16 protein-coding genes are annotated in these 18,546 nt (G+C 62.6%); 8 read left to right on the forward strand and 8 right to left on the reverse strand.

The window, feature by feature from the left end; genetic code table 11:
* Positions 1–48 precede the first annotated feature (48 nt).
* Complete coding sequence (locus KW842_RS03505) at positions 49–1,770, reverse strand: ATP-binding protein (protein ID WP_218302678.1); 1,722 nt, start codon at positions 1,768–1,770, stop codon at positions 49–51.
* Between the two features lie 117 nt (positions 1,771–1,887).
* Between KW842_RS03505 and KW842_RS03510 the strand changes: the two genes are divergently transcribed.
* From KW842_RS03510 to KW842_RS03525, 4 genes are all read left to right on the forward strand, one after another.
* Positions 1,888–5,424 (forward strand): CHASE domain-containing protein, encoded by a 3,537-nt coding sequence (locus KW842_RS03510; protein ID WP_218302679.1) that lies wholly within the window; start codon positions 1,888–1,890, stop codon positions 5,422–5,424.
* A 72-nt stretch (positions 5,425–5,496) separates the two neighbouring features.
* A complete protein-coding gene (locus KW842_RS03515; protein ID WP_218302680.1) occupies positions 5,497–5,877 on the forward strand; it encodes a group III truncated hemoglobin in 381 nt (126 codons plus the stop codon).
* Between the two features lie 16 nt (positions 5,878–5,893).
* Positions 5,894–6,175, forward strand: a complete 282-nt coding sequence (locus KW842_RS03520) for a DUF1971 domain-containing protein (protein WP_218302681.1) — start codon at positions 5,894–5,896, stop codon at positions 6,173–6,175.
* An 18-nt stretch (positions 6,176–6,193) separates the two neighbouring features.
* Positions 6,194–6,604 carry a hemerythrin domain-containing protein gene (locus tag KW842_RS03525; RefSeq protein ID WP_218302682.1) on the forward strand — a complete coding sequence of 137 codons (411 nt, stop codon included), beginning with the start codon at positions 6,194–6,196 and terminating at the stop codon, positions 6,602–6,604.
* Here the strand turns inward: KW842_RS03525 and KW842_RS03530 are convergent.
* From KW842_RS03530 to KW842_RS03555, 6 genes are all read right to left on the reverse strand, one after another.
* Positions 6,601–7,983, reverse strand: coding sequence for an MATE family efflux transporter (locus KW842_RS03530; protein ID WP_218302683.1), 1,383 nt, complete (start codon positions 7,981–7,983; stop codon positions 6,601–6,603). The two genes, KW842_RS03525 and KW842_RS03530, sit on opposite strands and share 4 nt — an antisense overlap.
* A gap of 61 nt (positions 7,984–8,044) precedes the next feature.
* A complete protein-coding gene (locus KW842_RS03535; protein WP_229223459.1) occupies positions 8,045–8,704 on the reverse strand; it encodes a hypothetical protein in 660 nt (219 codons plus the stop codon).
* Between the two features lie 49 nt (positions 8,705–8,753).
* Positions 8,754–10,145 carry an alkaline phosphatase gene (locus KW842_RS03540; protein WP_218302685.1) on the reverse strand — a complete coding sequence of 464 codons (1,392 nt, stop codon included), beginning with the start codon at positions 10,143–10,145 and terminating at the stop codon, positions 8,754–8,756.
* A gap of 32 nt (positions 10,146–10,177) precedes the next feature.
* Positions 10,178–11,638 (reverse strand): alkaline phosphatase, encoded by a 1,461-nt coding sequence (locus tag KW842_RS03545; RefSeq protein WP_218302686.1) that lies wholly within the window; start codon positions 11,636–11,638, stop codon positions 10,178–10,180.
* Between the two features lie 471 nt (positions 11,639–12,109).
* Positions 12,110–12,610 carry a GNAT family N-acetyltransferase gene (locus KW842_RS03550; RefSeq protein WP_218302687.1) on the reverse strand — a complete coding sequence of 167 codons (501 nt, stop codon included), beginning with the start codon at positions 12,608–12,610 and terminating at the stop codon, positions 12,110–12,112.
* A gap of 80 nt (positions 12,611–12,690) precedes the next feature.
* Positions 12,691–14,322, reverse strand: coding sequence for a methyl-accepting chemotaxis protein (locus KW842_RS03555; RefSeq protein ID WP_218302688.1), 1,632 nt, complete (start codon positions 14,320–14,322; stop codon positions 12,691–12,693).
* A 217-nt stretch (positions 14,323–14,539) separates the two neighbouring features.
* On the opposite strand from KW842_RS03555, the gene KW842_RS03560 reads away from it, so the two are divergent.
* The 4 genes from KW842_RS03560 to KW842_RS03575 are packed head-to-tail and all read left to right on the forward strand — an operon-like array spanning position 14,540 to position 17,492.
* Positions 14,540–15,742, forward strand: coding sequence for a SpoIIE family protein phosphatase (locus KW842_RS03560; RefSeq protein WP_229223460.1), 1,203 nt, complete (start codon positions 14,540–14,542; stop codon positions 15,740–15,742).
* A 12-nt stretch (positions 15,743–15,754) separates the two neighbouring features.
* On the forward strand, positions 15,755–16,312 hold the full coding sequence (locus KW842_RS03565) for a SiaB family protein kinase (protein ID WP_218302690.1): 558 nt from the start codon (positions 15,755–15,757) through the stop codon (positions 16,310–16,312).
* Positions 16,313–16,332: 20 nt separating this feature from the next.
* Positions 16,333–16,719, forward strand: a complete 387-nt coding sequence (locus tag KW842_RS03570; protein ID WP_218302691.1) for a DUF1987 domain-containing protein — start codon at positions 16,333–16,335, stop codon at positions 16,717–16,719.
* 8 nt (positions 16,720–16,727) lie between these two features.
* Positions 16,728–17,492: a GGDEF domain-containing protein gene (locus KW842_RS03575; protein ID WP_218303092.1), complete on the forward strand. Its 765-nt coding sequence runs from the start codon at positions 16,728–16,730 to the stop codon at positions 17,490–17,492.
* Here the strand turns inward: KW842_RS03575 and KW842_RS03580 are convergent.
* Complete coding sequence (locus tag KW842_RS03580) at positions 17,489–18,439, reverse strand: 2-hydroxyacid dehydrogenase (RefSeq protein WP_218302692.1); 951 nt, start codon at positions 18,437–18,439, stop codon at positions 17,489–17,491. The two genes, KW842_RS03575 and KW842_RS03580, sit on opposite strands and share 4 nt — an antisense overlap.
* Positions 18,440–18,546 lie beyond the last annotated feature (107 nt).

Here is an 18,546-nt window from a genome sequence, read left to right on the forward strand (position 1 = left end):
CTGTAGCCATGCGCCGGCGGCCGCGTGCCGGCTTGCGATGAAATGCGTTTAAGCGGCGCGAATTGCATCCCGGTGGCGCGAAATAATCTCCAGCATCTGCTCCGCATCCACCGGCTTGGCGATGAAGTCGTCCATGCCAGCGGCAGTACACTGGTCCTGTTCGGCCTTCATCACTCCTGCTGTCATCGCCAGCACCGGCAATTGCAGGCCGAGTTCGCGCCGGATGCGGCGCGTGGCCTCGTAGCCGTCCATGACCGGCATCTGCACGTCCATCAGCACGATATCGTAGTCGGCGGCGCGCTCGCGCAGCCGCTCTACTGCCAGTTGGCCATTCTCCACCACCTCCACCTGCGCCCCGGCATGCTCCAGCATGCCGCAAGCCACCACCTGGTTCAGCGGATGGTCTTCCACCAGCAGCAGGCGCAAGCCAGCCAGGCGGCCAGGCGCGATGACCGGTGCCTCGGCATCGGCCGCGACTGGCGAAGCCGCCGGTGCCGCTGACGGCATCCAGCTTTCTGCCGCCCTGCCTCGCCACAGCGGCTGCTCAGGCAGCGCATTTTCATCCGCCACCACAAACGGCAGCGTCACGACAAATTCGCTGCCGTCGCCGGGGATGCTGCGCACGGTGATGCCGCCGCCCATCAATTCCGCCATGCGGCGGCTGATCGCCAGCCCGAGGCCAGTACCGCCGAAGCGCCGCGTGGTCGATGCGTCGGCCTGGTTAAAAGCCGCAAACAAACGGCTCTGCTGCTCCAGATCCATGCCGATGCCAGTATCCCGCACCGAGAAGCGTACGCAGGCAACGCCGCCCTGAACCTCCCCATCCAGCTGCACCATCACCGATACGCCACCGCGCTCAGTGAACTTGACCGCGTTGCCCACCAGGTTGATCAGAATCTGCCGCAGCCGCATGGCGTCGCCGACCAGTACCGGTGGCACATCATCGCCAGCGCTCATCTCCAGGCTGATGCCGCGCGCGTCAGCGGGTAGTAGCATCACATTGGACAGCGCCTCCAGCACCTCGGCCAGAATAAAGCGCTGCGGCGCCAGCTCCATGCGGCCCGCTTCGATCTTGGAAAAATCCAGCACGTCGTTCAATATCCCCAACAGCACCTGTCCCGATGAACGTATCATGCCCACATATTCTTTTTGCGCCTGGCTAAGCGGCGTATTCTCCAGCAGGTAGGCCACGCCCAGCACCGCGTTCATCGGGGTGCGGATCTCGTGGCTCATATTGGCCACGAACTCGCTCTTGGCGCGGCTGGCCGCCTCCGCGCGCTGCTCGTTATTCTTGCGGTCCGTGATGTTCATGGAGGTCAGGTAGAAGCCTTTCACCTTGCCATCCGGGGCCACGTCCGGTATCAGATCGACCAGAAAATGGCGCACGCCTTCAGCGCCGCTGAAGTCACGCTCGAAATGCAAGCGACGCCCCGCCAGCGCCGCACGCAAGTCTTCCAGCCACGAATCGGCCGCCGGGCCGAATACTTCGCTGACAGTCCTGCCCAGCATGGCCTCTGGCTCCAGGCCGAACTGGGTGCGGAAATGCTCATTGGCGAAGCGGTAGCGCAGATCGGGGTCCACGTAGGCGATCAGGATAGGCAGTGTGTCGGCCAGCACGCGTGCGCGCCGCTGGCTTTCCTCTGTGCGCTGCTGCGACGCTTCAAGCCGGGCTTTCTGACGAGCGTTGCTGAGCAGGGACAGCAGGCCGGCCAGCGCCGCGCACACCACCGACACGGCGACAATCAAGGTATCGCTGGGAGGCAGGGACAAGGTTCACTCACTATAAACAGGATGACAAAATATACCCCGCGATGCGCCAATCTGCCAAACCATTATGACAATATTTACGTTATAGTGGCTCATCGTCGACAACCGTAGAATACCGCTATGCGCGCGCTTCTGCCGCTCACGCTGCTCACGCTGTGCTACGCAATGACTGCCCACGCCAGCCTGCTGCTGGCGTTCGCGCATACCAATGCGACGCCGGTATGGCCGCCGTCGGGGATTGCCTTCGCAGCGCTGCTGATCATGGGCTACCGCGCCTGGCCGGCTATCTTTCTGGGAGCCTTGATTGCCAACCTCACCACCTTCTACGCCAACGGCGTCGCACTGCATGGCAACACGATATTCGCGTCGCTGCTGATCGCCTTCGGCAATGTGCTGGAGGGAGTGGCCGGCGTGTGGATGGTGCGGCGCTACTTTGATATCAAGGCTCCCATGGGCCAGCAGCAGAATGTGTACAAATTCGCGCTGGTGGCCATGTCCATGTGTGCGGTCAGCGCCGGCATCGGCAGCACCACGCTGGTGCTTAGCGGACTGGCCCCGGCTGCGGCCCAGGCTTCGATTGCGCTGACCTGGTGGGTCGGCGACACCGCTGGCGTGCTGCTGGTCGGGCCGGCCATCATCGTCTGGTGCGTACGGCGGCCGCCGCGGCTGAGCTGGCGCGGCGCGGTTGAGGTGACGTTGTCGATACTGGCGCTGGTGGCGCTGTCGTATGCGGTGTTCGGCCGCCGCTACGCGCCCGACGATGGACTGGGCTGGCTACCCTATCTGTTCGTGCTGGCCATCGCCTGGTCTTCTTTCCATCATGGCCTGCGTGGCGCCAGCATGGTCTGCATGATTGCCGCCATCGGCGCGGTAACTGGCACCATTCACGGTGTAGGACCATTCGCAGTCGGCACGCTCAATGACGCGCTGATCGCGCTGGCCAGCTTCATCATGCTATGCAGCCTGATCGCCATGGTGCTGTGTGCCGATGCCAATGAACGCAAGCGAGCCGGCGATGATGCGGTCAGCTACAGCGCTACACAATGGAGTACGCTGCTGATCGGCGTCGGGCTGACGGTCGCGGTATGGCATCTGCTGTCGGCCAGCACCGAGCGCCGCGCGCAGGAACAATTCGAGGCCGAATGCGCCGACATCGCCAAGCGCATCGTACGCCGCATGACGCTGTACGAATCCGGCTTGCGCGGTGCGCAGGCGCTGTTCAAGGCGCAGCAAGACCCCAGCCGCGACCAGTGGCGCGACTTCGCCGAGGGCATGGACCTGCAACGCAACTTCCCTGGCGTGATGGGGCTAGGCTACGGCAAACTGCTGCGGGCAGACCAGCGCGCGGCGGCGGAAAAGGATATCCGCACCCAGGGTTACGAAGACTTCCATATCTGGAGCTATCGCCAGGGCGGCGCCGATCCCGGCATGTCGGTGGTAGTGATGTATCTGGAGCCTTTCTCAGGCCGCAATCTGCGCGCCTTCGGCTACGACATGATGTCGGAGCCGACCCGCCGCGCCGCGCTGGTACAGGCCGCGTACAGCGGCGCGCCGGCGCTGACGGCCAAGGTGGTGCTGGTGCAGGATGAGCAGAACGCTGGTCTGCCAGGCTTCCTGATGTACTTTCCAATCTACCGCAAGGAAGCCTACCTGAAGCCGGACGCCACGCCCGCCCAGCGCATGGCGGCCTTGCAGGGATTCGCCTACAGCCCGATACGCGCCGATGAACTGATGCGCGATCTGCTGGGCCCCACCGATCGCACGGTGCGGCTGGAGATTTTCGACGGCACGGCCGCCACGCCTGGCGCGCTGCTGTATGCCAGCGAGCGCGCGCCAGCCGATCCGCAGCAATATCCCAATCCCTACCAGCGCGTGCTGCCGCTGGAACTGCTGCACCATCAATGGACCTTGCGCTTTGCTTCGCAGCCGGCCTTCGAGGACTCCATCGACCGGCAGAAATCCCACATCGTGCTGCTGGCCGGCGTGATCATCAGCCTGCTGTTCTTTGCCGTGGTGCGCGCGCTGACGGCACGCCAGGCCTACGCCACTGCGCTGGCCCGGCAGATGACAGGCGCGTTGCGCAAGTCGGAAAGCTCGCTGATCGCGGCACGCGACCAGGCGGAAGCGGCCAGCCGCGCCAAGAGCGAATTTGTGGCCAACATGAGCCACGAGATCCGCACGCCGCTGAACGCGGTGCTGGGCATGACGCACTTGCTGGGCAATACCACCTTGTCGCAGGAGCAGTTGAAGTATGTGGAGATGATACGTTCGTCCGGCAATTCGCTGCTCAGCATCCTCAACGACGTGCTGGACTTCTCCAAGATCGAAGCGGGACGCATGGAACTGGCACCGGCGCCGTTCCAGCTCTCGTCCGTGCTGGAAGCCATTGCCAACATCATGACCGTCAACGCCGGTGAAAAGGATCTGGAACTGGCGATCGGTGTCGAGCCGGACGTGCCGCAGTCGCTGCTTGGCGATGGCCACCGCCTGCAACAGGTGCTGGTCAACCTGGTTGGCAACGCCATCAAATTCACCGAGAAAGGCTCGGTCTCGGTGCTGGTGGAACTGGCGGAAGCGCCGGCCACGTTGCGCTTCACAGTGCGTGACAGCGGCATCGGCATCGCGCCCGAACGCGTTGCGCAGCTGTTTGCGCCCTTCTCCCAGGCCGATGCATCGATGACGCGCCGCTTCGGCGGCACCGGGCTGGGACTGGCGATCTCGCGCCGCATCGCCGCACTGATGGGCGGCGTCATCGAGGTGCGCAGCAAGCCAGGCGCGGGCAGCGAATTCATCGCCACGCTGCCGCTGCAAGCCGGCGTGGCGCCTGAGCGCGTGGGCACGGTACAGCACTTCCTGGTGGTGGATGATGACGGCGCCAGCGCGGACTACCTGTGCCGCAGCATACGCGCACGCGGCTGGCGCTGCGACAGCGCCGGCACCGGCGCGCAGGCCCTGGCCTTGCTGCGCCGTCCAGGTGCGCGTTATGACGGCGTGCTGGTGGACTGGGATATGCCGGTGCTATGCGGCCTGGCCACCATGCAGGCCATCCGCGCGGATGAAGCCATCGCCAAGACGCCGCTGATACTGATGATCAGCGTCTTCGGCCAGGGCAAGCTGCTGCACGCCGATGGCGCGCACACGCCCGATGCGGTGCTGCTGAAACCGGTGACGGTCACGCGGCTGGCGGAAACGCTGCAACAGGCGCTGAACAATGCGCGCGACACGCTGCCGGCCGCCGAGGCGGAAACCGGCCAGCGCCTCGACGGCATCCGCATCCTGCTGGTGGAAGACAATCCGGTCAACCAGCTGGTCGCCAGCACCATGCTGACGCACGCTGGCGCGCTGATCGAGGCGGTTGACAACGGCCGTGCCGCCGTCGACCATCTGCGCACCGAGGCACATCGCTACGATCTGGTGCTGATGGATGTGCAAATGCCTGAAATGGACGGCTTTGAGGCTACCGCCAAGATCCGCGCCGAACTCGGTTTGCGCCTGCCGGTATTGGCCATGACTGCCGGTGTCATGGCCTCCGAGCGCGAACAGTGCATCGCCTGCGGCATGGATGACTTCATCGCCAAGCCTATCGATGTCGATGAAATGCTACGCGTGATCGCACGCAACCTGCCGCCATCCCGGCGCGCCGCCAGCGGCGGCTGATTAATCTTTCGCGTGCAAGGATTTCAAATTTAATGTAGTATTTCACATATATCTTTAAGCCATCAAACAACCATGAACACGCCGCTGCCACTGAATCCCGCATCGATCGCCACGCTGGTGCACCAATTCTACGACGGCGTGCGTGCCGATCCTGAGCTCGGACCGGTGTTCGACTCCGCTATCGGCGCCAACTGGGACCCGCATCTGGCCCGCATGGTGGATTTCTGGAGCACGGTAATGCTTGGCAGCCGCAATTTTCAGGGCAATGTCTACGGCAAGCATATGCTGTTGAACGGCATCACGCCGGACCACTTCCTGCGCTGGCTGCAAATGTTTGTCGCCACTACCAACCAATTGTTCTCAACGGCCGATGCCGAGGAATTCCAGACCGTCGCCCGTCGTATCGCCGCCAGCCTGCAACTGGGCTTTTTCGGCGAAGTCAAAGTCGCATAACCCAAGGAGGATCACCATGAAAACCATCCCAGACACCGTCGCCTTCTACAAAAGCACCCCCATCTTCACGCAGGACAGCCTGCCGTCCGCCATTCAGCGCGGCCACACCACCGCCGAGGATGTATGGGCGCGCATCCGCATTCTGGAAGGCAGCCTGATATACCGCATCACCGATCCGCGCGTGCCGCCGGAAGAAGTATTGCTGACGCCCGACCTGCATGGCGTGGTCGAACCGCATATCGAACATGAAGTCCAGGTAGTTGGCCCGGTACGCTTCCAACTGGACTTCCATCGCTGATCACCACGGAGCATCACCATGAACATCGACAAATTCAAGCATCAGCACATCGACATCCTCAGCGCCATCGCCGACCTGCGCCGGCTGGTCCAGGAAGGCATCAGCACGCACGCGTCCGAAATTGCCCGGCGCATCGTGTCCATGAGCAGCATCATCCGTCTGCATCTGGCGGTGGAGGACCGAGTGCTGTATCCAGCACTGGAAGCAAGCGGCAACCGCGCGATGGCAGGCATGGGCCAGAAATACCGCGACGAGATGGAGGGCATCGCCGGCAGCTACCTGGACTTCGCTTCCAAATGGAATACGCCGCGCATCCTGGTGTCGGAGCCGGAAACCTTCCGCGCCGAAGCCAACCAGGTTTTAAAAGCCCTGTACGAGCGGATGAAGCGCGAAGACCACGAATTCTATCCGGCCATCGAAGCGATCTAGCCTTCAATCACCAGTGGATCACGCAGCCGTTTGCGCGAGCTTCGGGCGTGCGGCACCCAGGCGTGGGTCTGCCAGCGGCGCCACATAATCAGGCCGCGTATCCATTCGTCAGCGGCGTAGGCGATCCAGACGCCGGGCAAACCCCAGCCCAGCACCACGCCGAACAGCCAGCTGCCGCCGGCCAGCACGAACAGCATCGAGAAAGCACCCGCCATCACCGGGAAACGCGCATCACCGGCTGCGCGCAGCGCGTTGATCACGACCAGATTGAAGGTGCGGCCGGGTTCCAGCAGCACCGTGATCCACAGCAGCGTGGCGCCGGCTGCAAGAATCTCCTGATCCTGCGTGAACCAGCCCAGCAACCAGCGGCCCAGCAGCGCCGCGCAGGCGGCAATCAGCAAGCACACCAGCAGCCCACGCGCCAGCGAGCGCTTGACCACGCGGTGCGCCTCGCGCAGCTGGCCCGCGCCGATCAGGTAGCCGACCACGATTTCCACCGCCAGCCCGGTGGCGATACTGAACATCATCACACCGCCCATCAGCTGTAGCACATAAGCCTGTGTCGCCAGCGCCTTGGCGCCCAGCTCCGCCGCCGTCGCCACGCTGACCATGAAAGCCAGGCGCCAGGCGATGTTCTCGGCAGCTCCCGGCAAGCCGATATGCAGCACCGCCGCCAGCTCGCGGCGCGGCAGCTGCCACCAGTCCGCGCGCACCAGCGTGATGCCCAGGTGGACGCGCCACATCAGCAAATGCAGCGCCAGACCGACCATGCGGCTGACCGCCAGCGCCAGCGCATAACCCGGCAGGCCGAGCGCAGCAACCGGCCCCCAGCCGTACATCAGCGGCAGCGCCAGCAGCAGATGGGTGACGTGCATGATAATCAGCACCACCAGCGTATCACGGGTGCGCAAGTGGGCGCGCATCACGCCGGCCATCGAGGCGTTCCAGGCGTCGAACAGCAAGGCCGGGCCCAGCGTCACCAGAAATGGCGCGGCCAGCGGCAACACTTCGGCGGGAGTATTCAGCAGATGCAGCAAGCCATGCGAACCGGCCATCGCAATCACGGCGGTCACCACACCCAGCCAGGTACTGGCGCCAACCACCGCGCGAGCGACCTTGTTGGCCGCCTCGCGCTGGCCGCCGCCCATATTCTGCGTGACCACCACGCTGACGCCGGCGCCGATAATGCGAAACAGGATGAACAGCGCCGCCGACACCTGGCTGGCGATCGCAAACGCACCGCCTGCTTGGTCCGAAATGCGCGAGGCCAGCGCGGTGCCGATGATGCTGGAGGCAATCGCCAGCCCCAGTTCCACCAGCAGCGGCCAGGCAAGGTTGAACATCGGGGGCGTGTGGACTGGCCTGCGGGAGGAAGACATGGGATTTTGATATAAATTATTGCCAACTGTATTGCCAGCTGGCCGTAGTTTATATCAAGTTTCAATCCAGAAAGTCAGAATACTCTTTTTGTGCGTAGCCTTTGAGTTTTTGCCACGGCAAATCGCGGGTCAGGCCGGGCTGCACGGCGATTTCCACGCGATTGATGAAGGTTCCCGCCTTGTCGCCGCTTTCAATCATCAGCGGGATCTGGCGCTGCTCGTCCCACAGCACGCGCTCGAACAGGCTCTTGTCCTCACGCTCGCGCCAGCGGGCGCCGGCCACGGACGATGCGCGTGCGGACAGCTTCATGGTTTGCAGGCGCTTGCTGTCCAGCAGGTAGTAGGCATGGTCCCAGGAACCGTCGAAGCTGACGTTGCCGAATTCGGCCGGCGGAATGGATACCACCTGCCTGTCATGCGTGTCGATGAATTGGATGCGCGTTTTGCCGCCCTCCTGCACCACATGGCGGGCCAGCACCACGTGGTTGAAATGCTGGTGCGCGCCCGGCTGGTGGTCTTCATGCGCGGCGTGGGCCGGCAGAACGCGCATGGTCCAGACGTGGCCGGCGCGGCGCAGCATGTTGTCTTCATAGCGCGCTTCGCGGGTGACGCCCTCGGGCGTGACGACCTTGCTGTAGTAGGCAATCTTCAGGTCCAGATCGGTGGCGGAAGCGCAAAAAGCCACGCTCAACGTGGCTGCAAACAGTAACAGTTTTTTCATACAACTCTTCAAGTAAACAGGGAGCAGGCAGCGCCCGCTCCCTCTGTCATCATAAGCCGAAGGCCGATTTCAGCAGGCTGAACACCTTGGTGTTGTCCAGCGTGCCCTTGAACGGCTTGGCGCCGGCGCCGCTGGCGAACAGCTTGACGTCGCCGCCGCCGTGGGTTTCGCTGGCCAGGCGCACGCCGGTTTCCTGCAGATAGTTATCCGCCAGTACCGTTGCGCTGTCCAGGCTGGCGCGGGTGTTCGGACGGTTCGGACCGTTACCGAATACCAGCGTGGTGTAGGTATTGCCGTCTGCATCCTTGCTTGGCTGGTTGTCGCGGTAGCCACGGTTGATATCCAGGATAGGATTGCCCTTCTTGCCGTAGCCGTTGAAGGCCAGCGTGTGGTCGTGGTCGGCGGTGACGACGATCAGCGTGTTGGCCAGCGTCGGGTCGGTCAGCTTGGCCTTGTCCAGCGCGGCCTTGATAGCGTCGTCGAAAGCGATGGTGTCGCTCAACGCGCGCTTGGCGTTGGTGCCGTGCAGCGCGTGGTCGATACGGCCGCCTTCCACCACCAGGAAGTAGCCATTGGTGTTGGACGACAGCAGGTCCATGGCCTTGACGGTCATCTCGGCCAGGCTAGGCTGGCTGGCGCCCTCGCCCAGCGGTGGCGTGGCGGTGCGGTCCAGTTCATATTCCAGATGGCTCTTGGTGCTGTACAGGCCGATGAACTTCTTGCCGGTGGCGGCAGTCATCTCGGCCTTGCTGGCGGCCACGGTGTAGCCCTTGGCGGCCAGCTCGGTCAACAGGTTGCGGCCGTCGGCGCGGCCGGTGGTGTTGGTGGCGCTGTACGGGGTGAAGTGGTTGCGGCCACCGCCCATCAGCACATCGACGCCATCGCCCAGCGCGCTATTGAACCCGGTGCCGCCCGGCACCAGTTGCGCGGCGATGTGGTACTGCGCGTTGCGGTTGCAGATGTGCGACCAGGCGGTTGCCGGCGTGGCGTGGGTCAGCTCGGTGGTGGTGATGGTGCCGACTGCCTTGCCCTTGGCCTTGGCCAGTTCCAGGATAGTCACGGCGCTGGCGCCGTTGCTGGCGGCGCAGTTGTTGACGCCCAGGTTGCCATTGGCGTCGCGGCCAGGGCTGGTGGCGACGGTTTCCGGCGACATCGAGATGACTTCGTTATTCATCTTCACGCCGGTCATGTAGGCGGCCATCGACGGTGCGCTGTCGGTGGTTTGCGCGTCATTCGAGTAAGTCTTGATGCGCGCGGTACGTTCCAGCGTGTCCATGGTCAGGCTGCCCGCTTCGCCGTATTTGTAGATGCGCGATGCGGTGATGGTCGAAGGACCCATGCCGTCGCCGAGGAAGAAGATGATGTTCTTGGCCTCGCCGGCCGCCTGTGCGGCTTGAGCGAAGGACAGCGTCAGCGCGGCGGCTAAGAGTGTACGTTTCATGTGCAAAGTTCCGTTATAAAAGTATGCAAGACTCACAGGCCAGCTGCGCTTTTCACCAGCGAGAACACCTTGGTGTTGTCGATCGTGCCGGTGAACGTTTCCGATCCCTTGCCGATGGCGCCCAGGAAGACATCGGTGCCGCCGTGGGTTTCACCGCCGACGGCGACGCGCACCACCGCTTCCTGGTGATACAGATTGGCGCCGGTGACGCTTTCGTCCAGCGAAGCCTGGCTGGCCCGGCTGCCTTGCGTGCGATTCTCGCCGTTGCCGAAGCCGATGATCGAGTACGGTGCGCCATCCAGATCCTTGTCGACAGCGCCGGTCACATAGTTTTTCACCACGCCCAGCACGCCGGCGTTGGCGGCGGTGGTTTTACCGGTGCGCTTGGCGTAGCCGTTCAACACCAGCGTGTGATCGTGGTCGGCGGTGACGACGATCAGCGTATTGGCCAGCGTCGGATCGGTCAGCTTGGCCTTGGCGATGGCGGCCTTGATCGCGTTATCGAAAGCGACCGTGTCTTGCAGCGCTTTCTTGGCGGTGGTTTCGTGCAGCGCGTGGTCGATGCGGCCGCCTTCAACCATCAGGAAATAACCCTTGCTGTTACGGGCCAGCACGTCCATGGCCTTGGTGGTCATCTCGGCCAGGCTTGGTTCCTTGGACGCATCGCGGTCCAGGTCATAGCTCATGTGGCTGGACGTGAACAGGCCGAGCAGCTTGTCGGTCTTGGTGCCGTCGATGGCGTTGAACTCGGTGCTATTGCTGGCGTAAGCGTAGCTTTTGGCTTTCAGCTCGGCGATCAGGTCGCGGCCGTCGGCGCGCTTGCCGCCATCCTTGACCGGTTTGAAGAACTGGCTGCCGCCGCCGACGATCACGTCCAGGCCGGTGGTTCCCAGCGCGCTGTTGTAGCCGGCTCCGCCAGGCACCAGCGCTGCAGCGATGTCGTTTTCCAGATCACGGTGGCAGATGTGGGCGTAGGTCGTGGCTGGCGTCGCGTGGGTGATGCGCGCGGTGCTGACCACGCCGGTTCCCAGGCCCGCAGTCTTGGCCAGTTCCAGCAGCGTGGTAGCGGCGGTACCATTGCTCGCGCCGCAGTTGTTACCCAGTTTATTGCCGGCCGAATCGGTGATCGGGTCGATGGCGGTGGTGTTCTGCGACATCGAGATCACTTCGTTATTCATTTTGACGCCGGTCATGTAAGCAGCCATCGATGGTGCGCTGTCGGTGACTTGGGCGTCGTTGGAGAAGGTCTTGACGAAAGCCGTTTCCGGCAGCGTATCCATGGTCAGCTCGGCGTCTTCGCCGACGGAATAGATGCGCGCGGCGGTCATGGTGGTCAGGCCCATGCCGTCACCGAGGAAGAAGATCACATTCTTCGGTGCGGCAGCCACAGGAGGCGTGGTCGGCGTCGTGGTGGCAGGCGTGTTGTTGTCGCTGCTGCTGCAAGCGGCCAGGAAGGCGGCGCTCAATGCAGCGATCAGAAGCTTACGGTTCATGTCGTCAATCCGGCTTGTTATAAAGATTTTCAAGATAACAAGCCTTTATGACAAGGCAATGACGGCAGCGATCTATGTTCTATTGCGTTATACGACATCGCTCAAGGCCTTGCGAACCAGGCCATTTCAAAATCAAGCATGATGACAATAAACAAGGGCTGGCCCGGAAATGGGGGTTCAGGCCCGCTGGCCGGCGCGATCGGCATCACAGATATTTGCTCTGTTTACTTAGAGATGAGGCGCCTCTGTTCTTCGATATGGACGACAAGTGTGTACTGATCTTGCTTTTGCCAGACCTGGAACCGGCAGCATTCGAGCGTTATCTGGTCGATGCGAGCAATGCCGTTCCAGATTACGCCGCCAGTATCCAGCGCTTTCCGTTGATGAAACTACTAAAGCACGCTTTTCATCAAAGTGTATCGACTACTGGCCTGAAAAAGCGCTGGCCTGGATGGATGCCAGATCAGCCGCCTATTGCCAGCGGGCGTACATCAGCGATGCGCGCGGTTCAGGGCTGAGGTTGGGGATGATGGTGTGTCGCTCCAACCTGCCTTCGCGGACAAAGCCGGATTTCTCCAGCGTGCGCGCGGACGCTGCATTCTCCACATCGCAGGTGGCCTGGACGCGAAAATACTCAGGCAGCGATAGCGCAACTTCGCTGAACGCGCGCATCGCTTCCGGCATCAGGCCCGCACCCCAGTATTTACGCTGCAGGACATAGCCGATGTCGATGGTATGCGACTGCAAACGCGCTTCCAGCATGCCTATCGGTACATCATCATGATCGTGCGGGACCAGTAAATATGCGCGGCTGCGGTCTTCCGCCCAGCCACGCAGGCAATAATCAATAAAGCCTTCGGTCTGCGACAGCAAGGTATGCGGACGCCAGGTCATGTAGCGCGCCACTTCCGGGTCTTGGGTGTAGGCGGCAAACAGATGCGCCGCATCGGAGGGACGCGGCGCGCGCAACATCAGTCTTTCGGTATGTAGCTGCTTAGGAAGCGATACGGGCATGAAGTTCACAAGCGTTGTAGGACACAGCACATATTAGCTCATGCGGCGTAACGCAGTGGTGTTTTAGCAGGGGCCGGCAATGCCGCGTGAACCGGTAATGCCTGAACCTGGGCGCTAACTTGCGCATCATTCAGCTTGAACGAGCCGACCAGTTCAGCCAGTTCGCGCGCCTGCGCCTGCATCGCGGCGGCTGCGGCGGCTGCCTCTTCCACCAGCGCAGCGTTCTGCTGGGTGACATCGTCCATATCGCTGATCGCCGTGTTGACCTGCAAGATGCCATGTTCCTGCTCACTGCTGGCGGTGCTGATCTCGCCAATGATGGCCGTGACCTTCTGCACGCTGTCGACGATGTCATTCATCGTGACGCCCGCCGTCTCCGCCAGTGCAGCGCCGCTGGCCACGCGCTCGGCCGAATCGTTGATCAGCTTCTTGATTTCCTTGGCCGCTTCCGCCGAACGATGCGCCAGGCTGCGTACCTCGCCCGCCACCACGGCAAAGCCGCGCCCCTGCTCGCCGGCGCGCGCCGCCTCCACCGCCGCATTCAGCGCCAGGATATTGGTCTGGAACGCTATCCCGTCAATCACGCTGGTGATGTCGACAATCTTGTGTGCATAGTCGTTGATGCTGGCCATGGTCTTCACCACTTCCGACACCACCGCGCCGCCCTTGCCTGCCACGCTGGACGCCGACAGTGCCAGCTGATTCGCCTGGCGCGCGTTGCCGCTATTCTGTTTGACCGCCGACGTCAGCTCCTCCATCGCCGACGCGGTTTCCTCCAGCGCGCCCGCCTGATGCTCGGTGCGGCGCGACAGATCCATATTGCCGTTGGCGATTTCGCGCGAGGCCGAATCAATCGCTACCGCTCCATCGCGCACCCGGCCGACGGTGTCCGCCAGCCGCGCCGTCATGTGGCTCAGCGCGTCAAATAGTTTGCCGATTTCATCGCTGCGGCCGTGCCGGATAGCCGCGCGCAGCTCGCCGCCAGCCACCTGTTCAGCCAGCGACACCGCCTGCATCAACGGCCGCACGATGCTGCGCGTCAGCAGCCAGGCCAGCAGCGCGCCCAGCACCAGCGTCGCCAGGCCGAAGCCCATCAACAATGCACGGCTGCTTTCAAACTGGCTGTCCGATTGCACCGTCAGCGCCCTGGCCTGTTGCGTCTGATATGCCAGCAGCTTTTCCAGCGCGCCCGCGTAGCCCTTGAACACGGCCGGCCACTTGTTATCCAGCAGGTCGCTGACTTCCTGGATGCGGCCGGTGTCCTTGAACTTGAACAGCTCACCGCGCATAGTCATGAACGCCGCTTTGCTGCTGGCCACCGTGCGCAGCAGCGCGGCTTCCTCGCCGCTCGCCTGCATGGCCGCCAGCTTGCGCTCCATGTGCGCCGCCAGTTTATCGCCGGCTGTCAGCTGCGCCTGGAAGATATCCGACACCTCCAGACTGTCGCTGCGGCCAATCGAAATCGCGCGCAGGCCATTCAGCTCGGTCACGCCCAGTAATTCCGAGGTCAGCTGCTGACGCGCCAGTTTCTCGTTGACCAGGTTGTGTGCCGTGTCGTTGGCCGATTGCAGCCGCCACAGCGACACCACCGACATGCAGGCCATGACGAATAACAGGACGGCAAACGACGCCACCACGCGCATGCCGGTATTCAATTGAGGGAAGTTCATCGCGACTCCATGTGAGAGAAAATGCGCCTTGTGCGCGAATTCTCACCAATATACACAGCGAATATGACCAAAATATTACCTTGAGGCAATATGCGAGAGAAATAATTTAATGTTTCCCGTAAAACAATAATGTAATCATGATGTAACAATTTCTCGGTAGCATGAAAGCCTTAGTGTTGATCAAGGGTTACCGGCCGTGGAGTTCAATGCCTCTCGTTTGCACCTGCCCCGCTTTCGTCTGTCCATCGCAGCCGACCTGTGCGTGGAGACGATTTCGGTGGTGTCCGACACGAGCAATTTCGCCGTTCTGGAACTGTTCACCGAACGCCGCGACCTGATGAGCCTGCCGGTCATCGAAATCGACCGCCCGATCGGCCTGATCAGCCGCAACATCTTCATGTCGCAGATGTCCAAGCCCTTCTACCACGAGCTGTACGGCAAAAAGAGCTGCATCGCCTTCATGGACAAGGAACCGCTGATCGTCGACGCCAATATGAGCATCGAAGCGCTGACTTTCCGCGCCGTGGAATCCGGCGAGAAAGCGCTGGCCGACGGATTTATCGTAACGCGTGACGGCGCACTGGCCGGCGTCGGCTTCGGCCTGCAGCTGATGAACGTGGTGGCCAATATGCAGGCCGAGAAAAACCGCCAGATCATGCACAGCATCGACTACGCCAGCGTGATCCAGCGCTCGCTGCTGCGCCCATCCAATCTGGCGCTGTCCGATGCGCTCGACGACGCCCACCTGGAATGGCAGCCGCGCGACGTGGTCGGCGGCGACTTCTATCATTTCGCCAGATACGAAGACGGCTGGTTCGCCGCCATCGCCGACTGCACCGGCCACGGCGTGCCGGGCGCCTTCATGACGCTGATTTCTTCGTCAACGCTGACGCAGGCCTTGCAACAACTGGGGCCGCGCGATCCCGCCGCGCTGATCGCCGAAGTCAATCGCGGCGTCAAAGGCATGCTGGGCCAGATCGAAGGCCACGGCCAGGCGGAATCCAACGACGGCCTGGACGCCGCCTTCCTGTGGTTCGACCATGCCACCCGCCAGCTAAGCTTTGCCGGCGCCAAGCTATCGCTGTTCCAGCTCGACCCGGACCAGCAGGCGGTGCAGACGGTAGACGGCGAACGCATGGGCGTCGGCTACGTCGACACGCCGATGGACTATCAGTGGGAGAACAAACGCATCCACATTCCCGAAGGCAGCCTGCTATTCCTCACCACTGACGGCCTGATCGACCAGATCGGCGGTGCCAAGGACATCGCCTACGGCAAGCGCCGCATGCGCGACGTGCTGCTGGGCCAGCGCACCGAATGCGCGCGGCATGTGGCGCAGGCCATGCTGGACGATTACCAGGCGTGGCAAGGCGAACAGCCGCGCCGCGACGACCTTACCTTTTTCTGTCTACGCCCCTAAGAGGAGCACAAGTTGTTGTACCAAGAATTCAGCGATTTTTATGACGTGGCCCGCAAGCGCCACATCATCTTTTTCTACGTGGGCTATTTCTCGCAGCACGTGGTGGCGGCCATTTCGGAGACCATCAAGGCGCGCCTGGATACCGCCGGTGCGGCGGGTCCGACGCGCCGCCGCATCTTCTCGTCGTTTGTCGAAATGTCGCAGAACATCATGCACTATTCGTCGGATACGCTGACGCCGGATGAAGCCACCGAGAACCAGATGCGCCGTGGCTCATTCTGCATCGGCATGAAGGGCGAAAGCTTCTTCCTGCTATGCGCCAATCCAGTCGATAGCAAGAACGTCGAACGCATCCGCGGCCGGCTTGACCCGCTGCACACCATGACCATGGAAGAAATCAAACAGGCCTACAAGAAGGCGCTGCGCGAAGACACGCCGGCCGACAGCAAGGGGGCCGGACTGGGCTTCCTGACCATGGCGCGCGACGCCAGCGAACCGCTGGAATTCGAGTTCGTGGCGGATGAGCACAATCCCGAGGCCACGGTATTCTGCATCAAAGCGATTATCTGAACCAAATACAGAGAACTACAATGGAACCACTTTTCATCGCCGCTTCGCCCACTTCGCCGGAAGTCGATTTCCGCTTTGACCAGCACACGCTGTCGATCAAGGGCGAGTCCTATCCGGAAAACGCTGCCGCCTTTTACGGTCCTGTGATCGCGCGCGTGCAGGCTTATCTGGACAACTGCGGCGACGCCGAGATCACCGTGCACGTTTCGCTGGCCTATTTCAACAGCTCCAGCACCAAGATGCTGTTCACTTTCTTTGAAGCGCTGAACAACGCCGCCATGGCCGGCAATCAGGTGCACCTGAACTGGTATCACGACGAGGACGACGACACCATCCTCGAATTCGGCCAGGAATTGCAGGACGATTTCGGCGCGCTCGACTTCCACGACCACGCCGTGAGCAACTAATGAAACCCATGGCCGAGGCCGACCTGTTTGCGCTGGAAAGCGCCGCGCTGGCGAACGCCAAGGCGGCGCACGCCAATCCAGACGCGGACGCCCGCGCGGCCCTGGCTGAAATGATTGTCCACTACGAACGGCTGATGCGCGAAAGCCGCCGCCTGATCCGCCGCAGCGATCGCGCGGAGCTGGATATGACCCAGATGAACCGCCAGCTGCACGAGCTGGCGCAGCAGCTGGAGTACCGCGCCACGCACGATCCGCTGAGCGGTGCGCTGAACCGCGCGGCCGTCATCGATAAGGCCACGGCCTGTTTGCAGCAGGCGGACATGGCGCTGATCGTGCTGGACATCGATCACTTCAAATGGATCAACGACGACTTCGGCCACCCGGCCGGCGACACCGTCATCAAGACTGTGGTCAGCTGCCTGCGCACGCTGCTGGGGCCTGACGTGGCGGTCGGCCGCGTCGGCGGCGAGGAGTTTTCCGTCATCTGGCCGACATCGGATATCGACGAGGCGCGCGAGGTCGGGCACCACATCTGCAACGCCATTGCCGACCAGGTATTCGGCGCGCCGATCGACCGGCAGATCACCGCCAGCGTCGGCGTCAGCTGGAATCCGCAGGACACGGCTTTTGAACTGGCCTATAGCCATGCGGATGAAGCGCTGTACGCCGCCAAGCGCGCCGGCCGCAACTGCGTGAAAGTATATTCACATCTGCCGCTGCCGGTCACCCCGCCGCCACCGGCGCCCGAAGACGCCTCGGCACCCTGCCTTTAAAGAACAGGCGTCAGCAGCGGCTGACCGGCGAAATGTGCGCGCAGATTGTCGACCACCAGCTGGCCCATGGCGTGACGGGTTTCCACCGTCAGGCTGCCGACGTGGGGCGTCAGCACCACATTTTCCAGTTCACGCAAGGCCGCCGGCACGCGGGGCTCGTCGGCAAACACGTCCAGCGCGGCAAAGCCCAGCGTACCCTCGCGCAGCGCGGTGATCAGCGCCGCTTCATCCACCAGCGAACCGCGCGCGATGTTGACCAGCGTGCCTTGCGGGCCGAGCGCCGCCAATACCTCGGCGCTCACCGTATGGCGGGTAGCCGGGCTGCCTGGCGCCGCCACCACCAGATAATCACTGGCTTGCGCCAACGCCAGCAGCGATTCGGCGCGCGGCGCACTCGCGCCCTCGATGGCGCGTGGCTGGAAGTACTGCACCTGCATGCCAAACGCCGCGGCCCGTGCGGCGATGGCCTGGCCGATACGCCCATAACCGTACACCCCGCAGACTTTGCCGCGCAGGGCGCGGGTGCTGGCAATCGGTTTGCCAGCCTGCCATGAACCATTGCGCACAAACGCATCCAGCGCCGGCAGCCTGCGCGCGGCCGACAGCAGCAAGGTCAGCGCCAGGTCGGCCACATCATCGGTCAGCACGCCGGGGGTGTTGCTGACCAAAATACCACGCGCGCGGGTCGCCGCCAGATCCACCGCGTCGGTGCCGATGCCATTAACGGCGACGATTTCCACCTTGGGCAGCTGCGCCAGCAGGTCCGCCTGGATGCCGATCGCGCCAGTGGTCAGCACGCCGCGTGCATTCGGCGCCACAGTCGCCAGCCATGCCGCCTGCTGTTCCGCTGCCTGCTGCCACAGATGGTGACAATGGAAATGCTGCTCCAGCTGGGCCATCACGTCGGCCGAAGGACTGGCCGCCATCACTAATACATCAGGTTTCATATCAATACCTACTTTGGTTTGCATGTGGCGATTGTACAAGCGCTACGGATTTCCCGTTGCCAGTCATAGACTTTCGGTCAGCATTTCCGTATGCTTGAATCATCAAA

Source organism: Duganella sp. sic0402 (assembly GCF_019219065.1).
Lineage (GTDB): Bacteria > Pseudomonadota > Gammaproteobacteria > Burkholderiales > Burkholderiaceae_D > Rugamonas.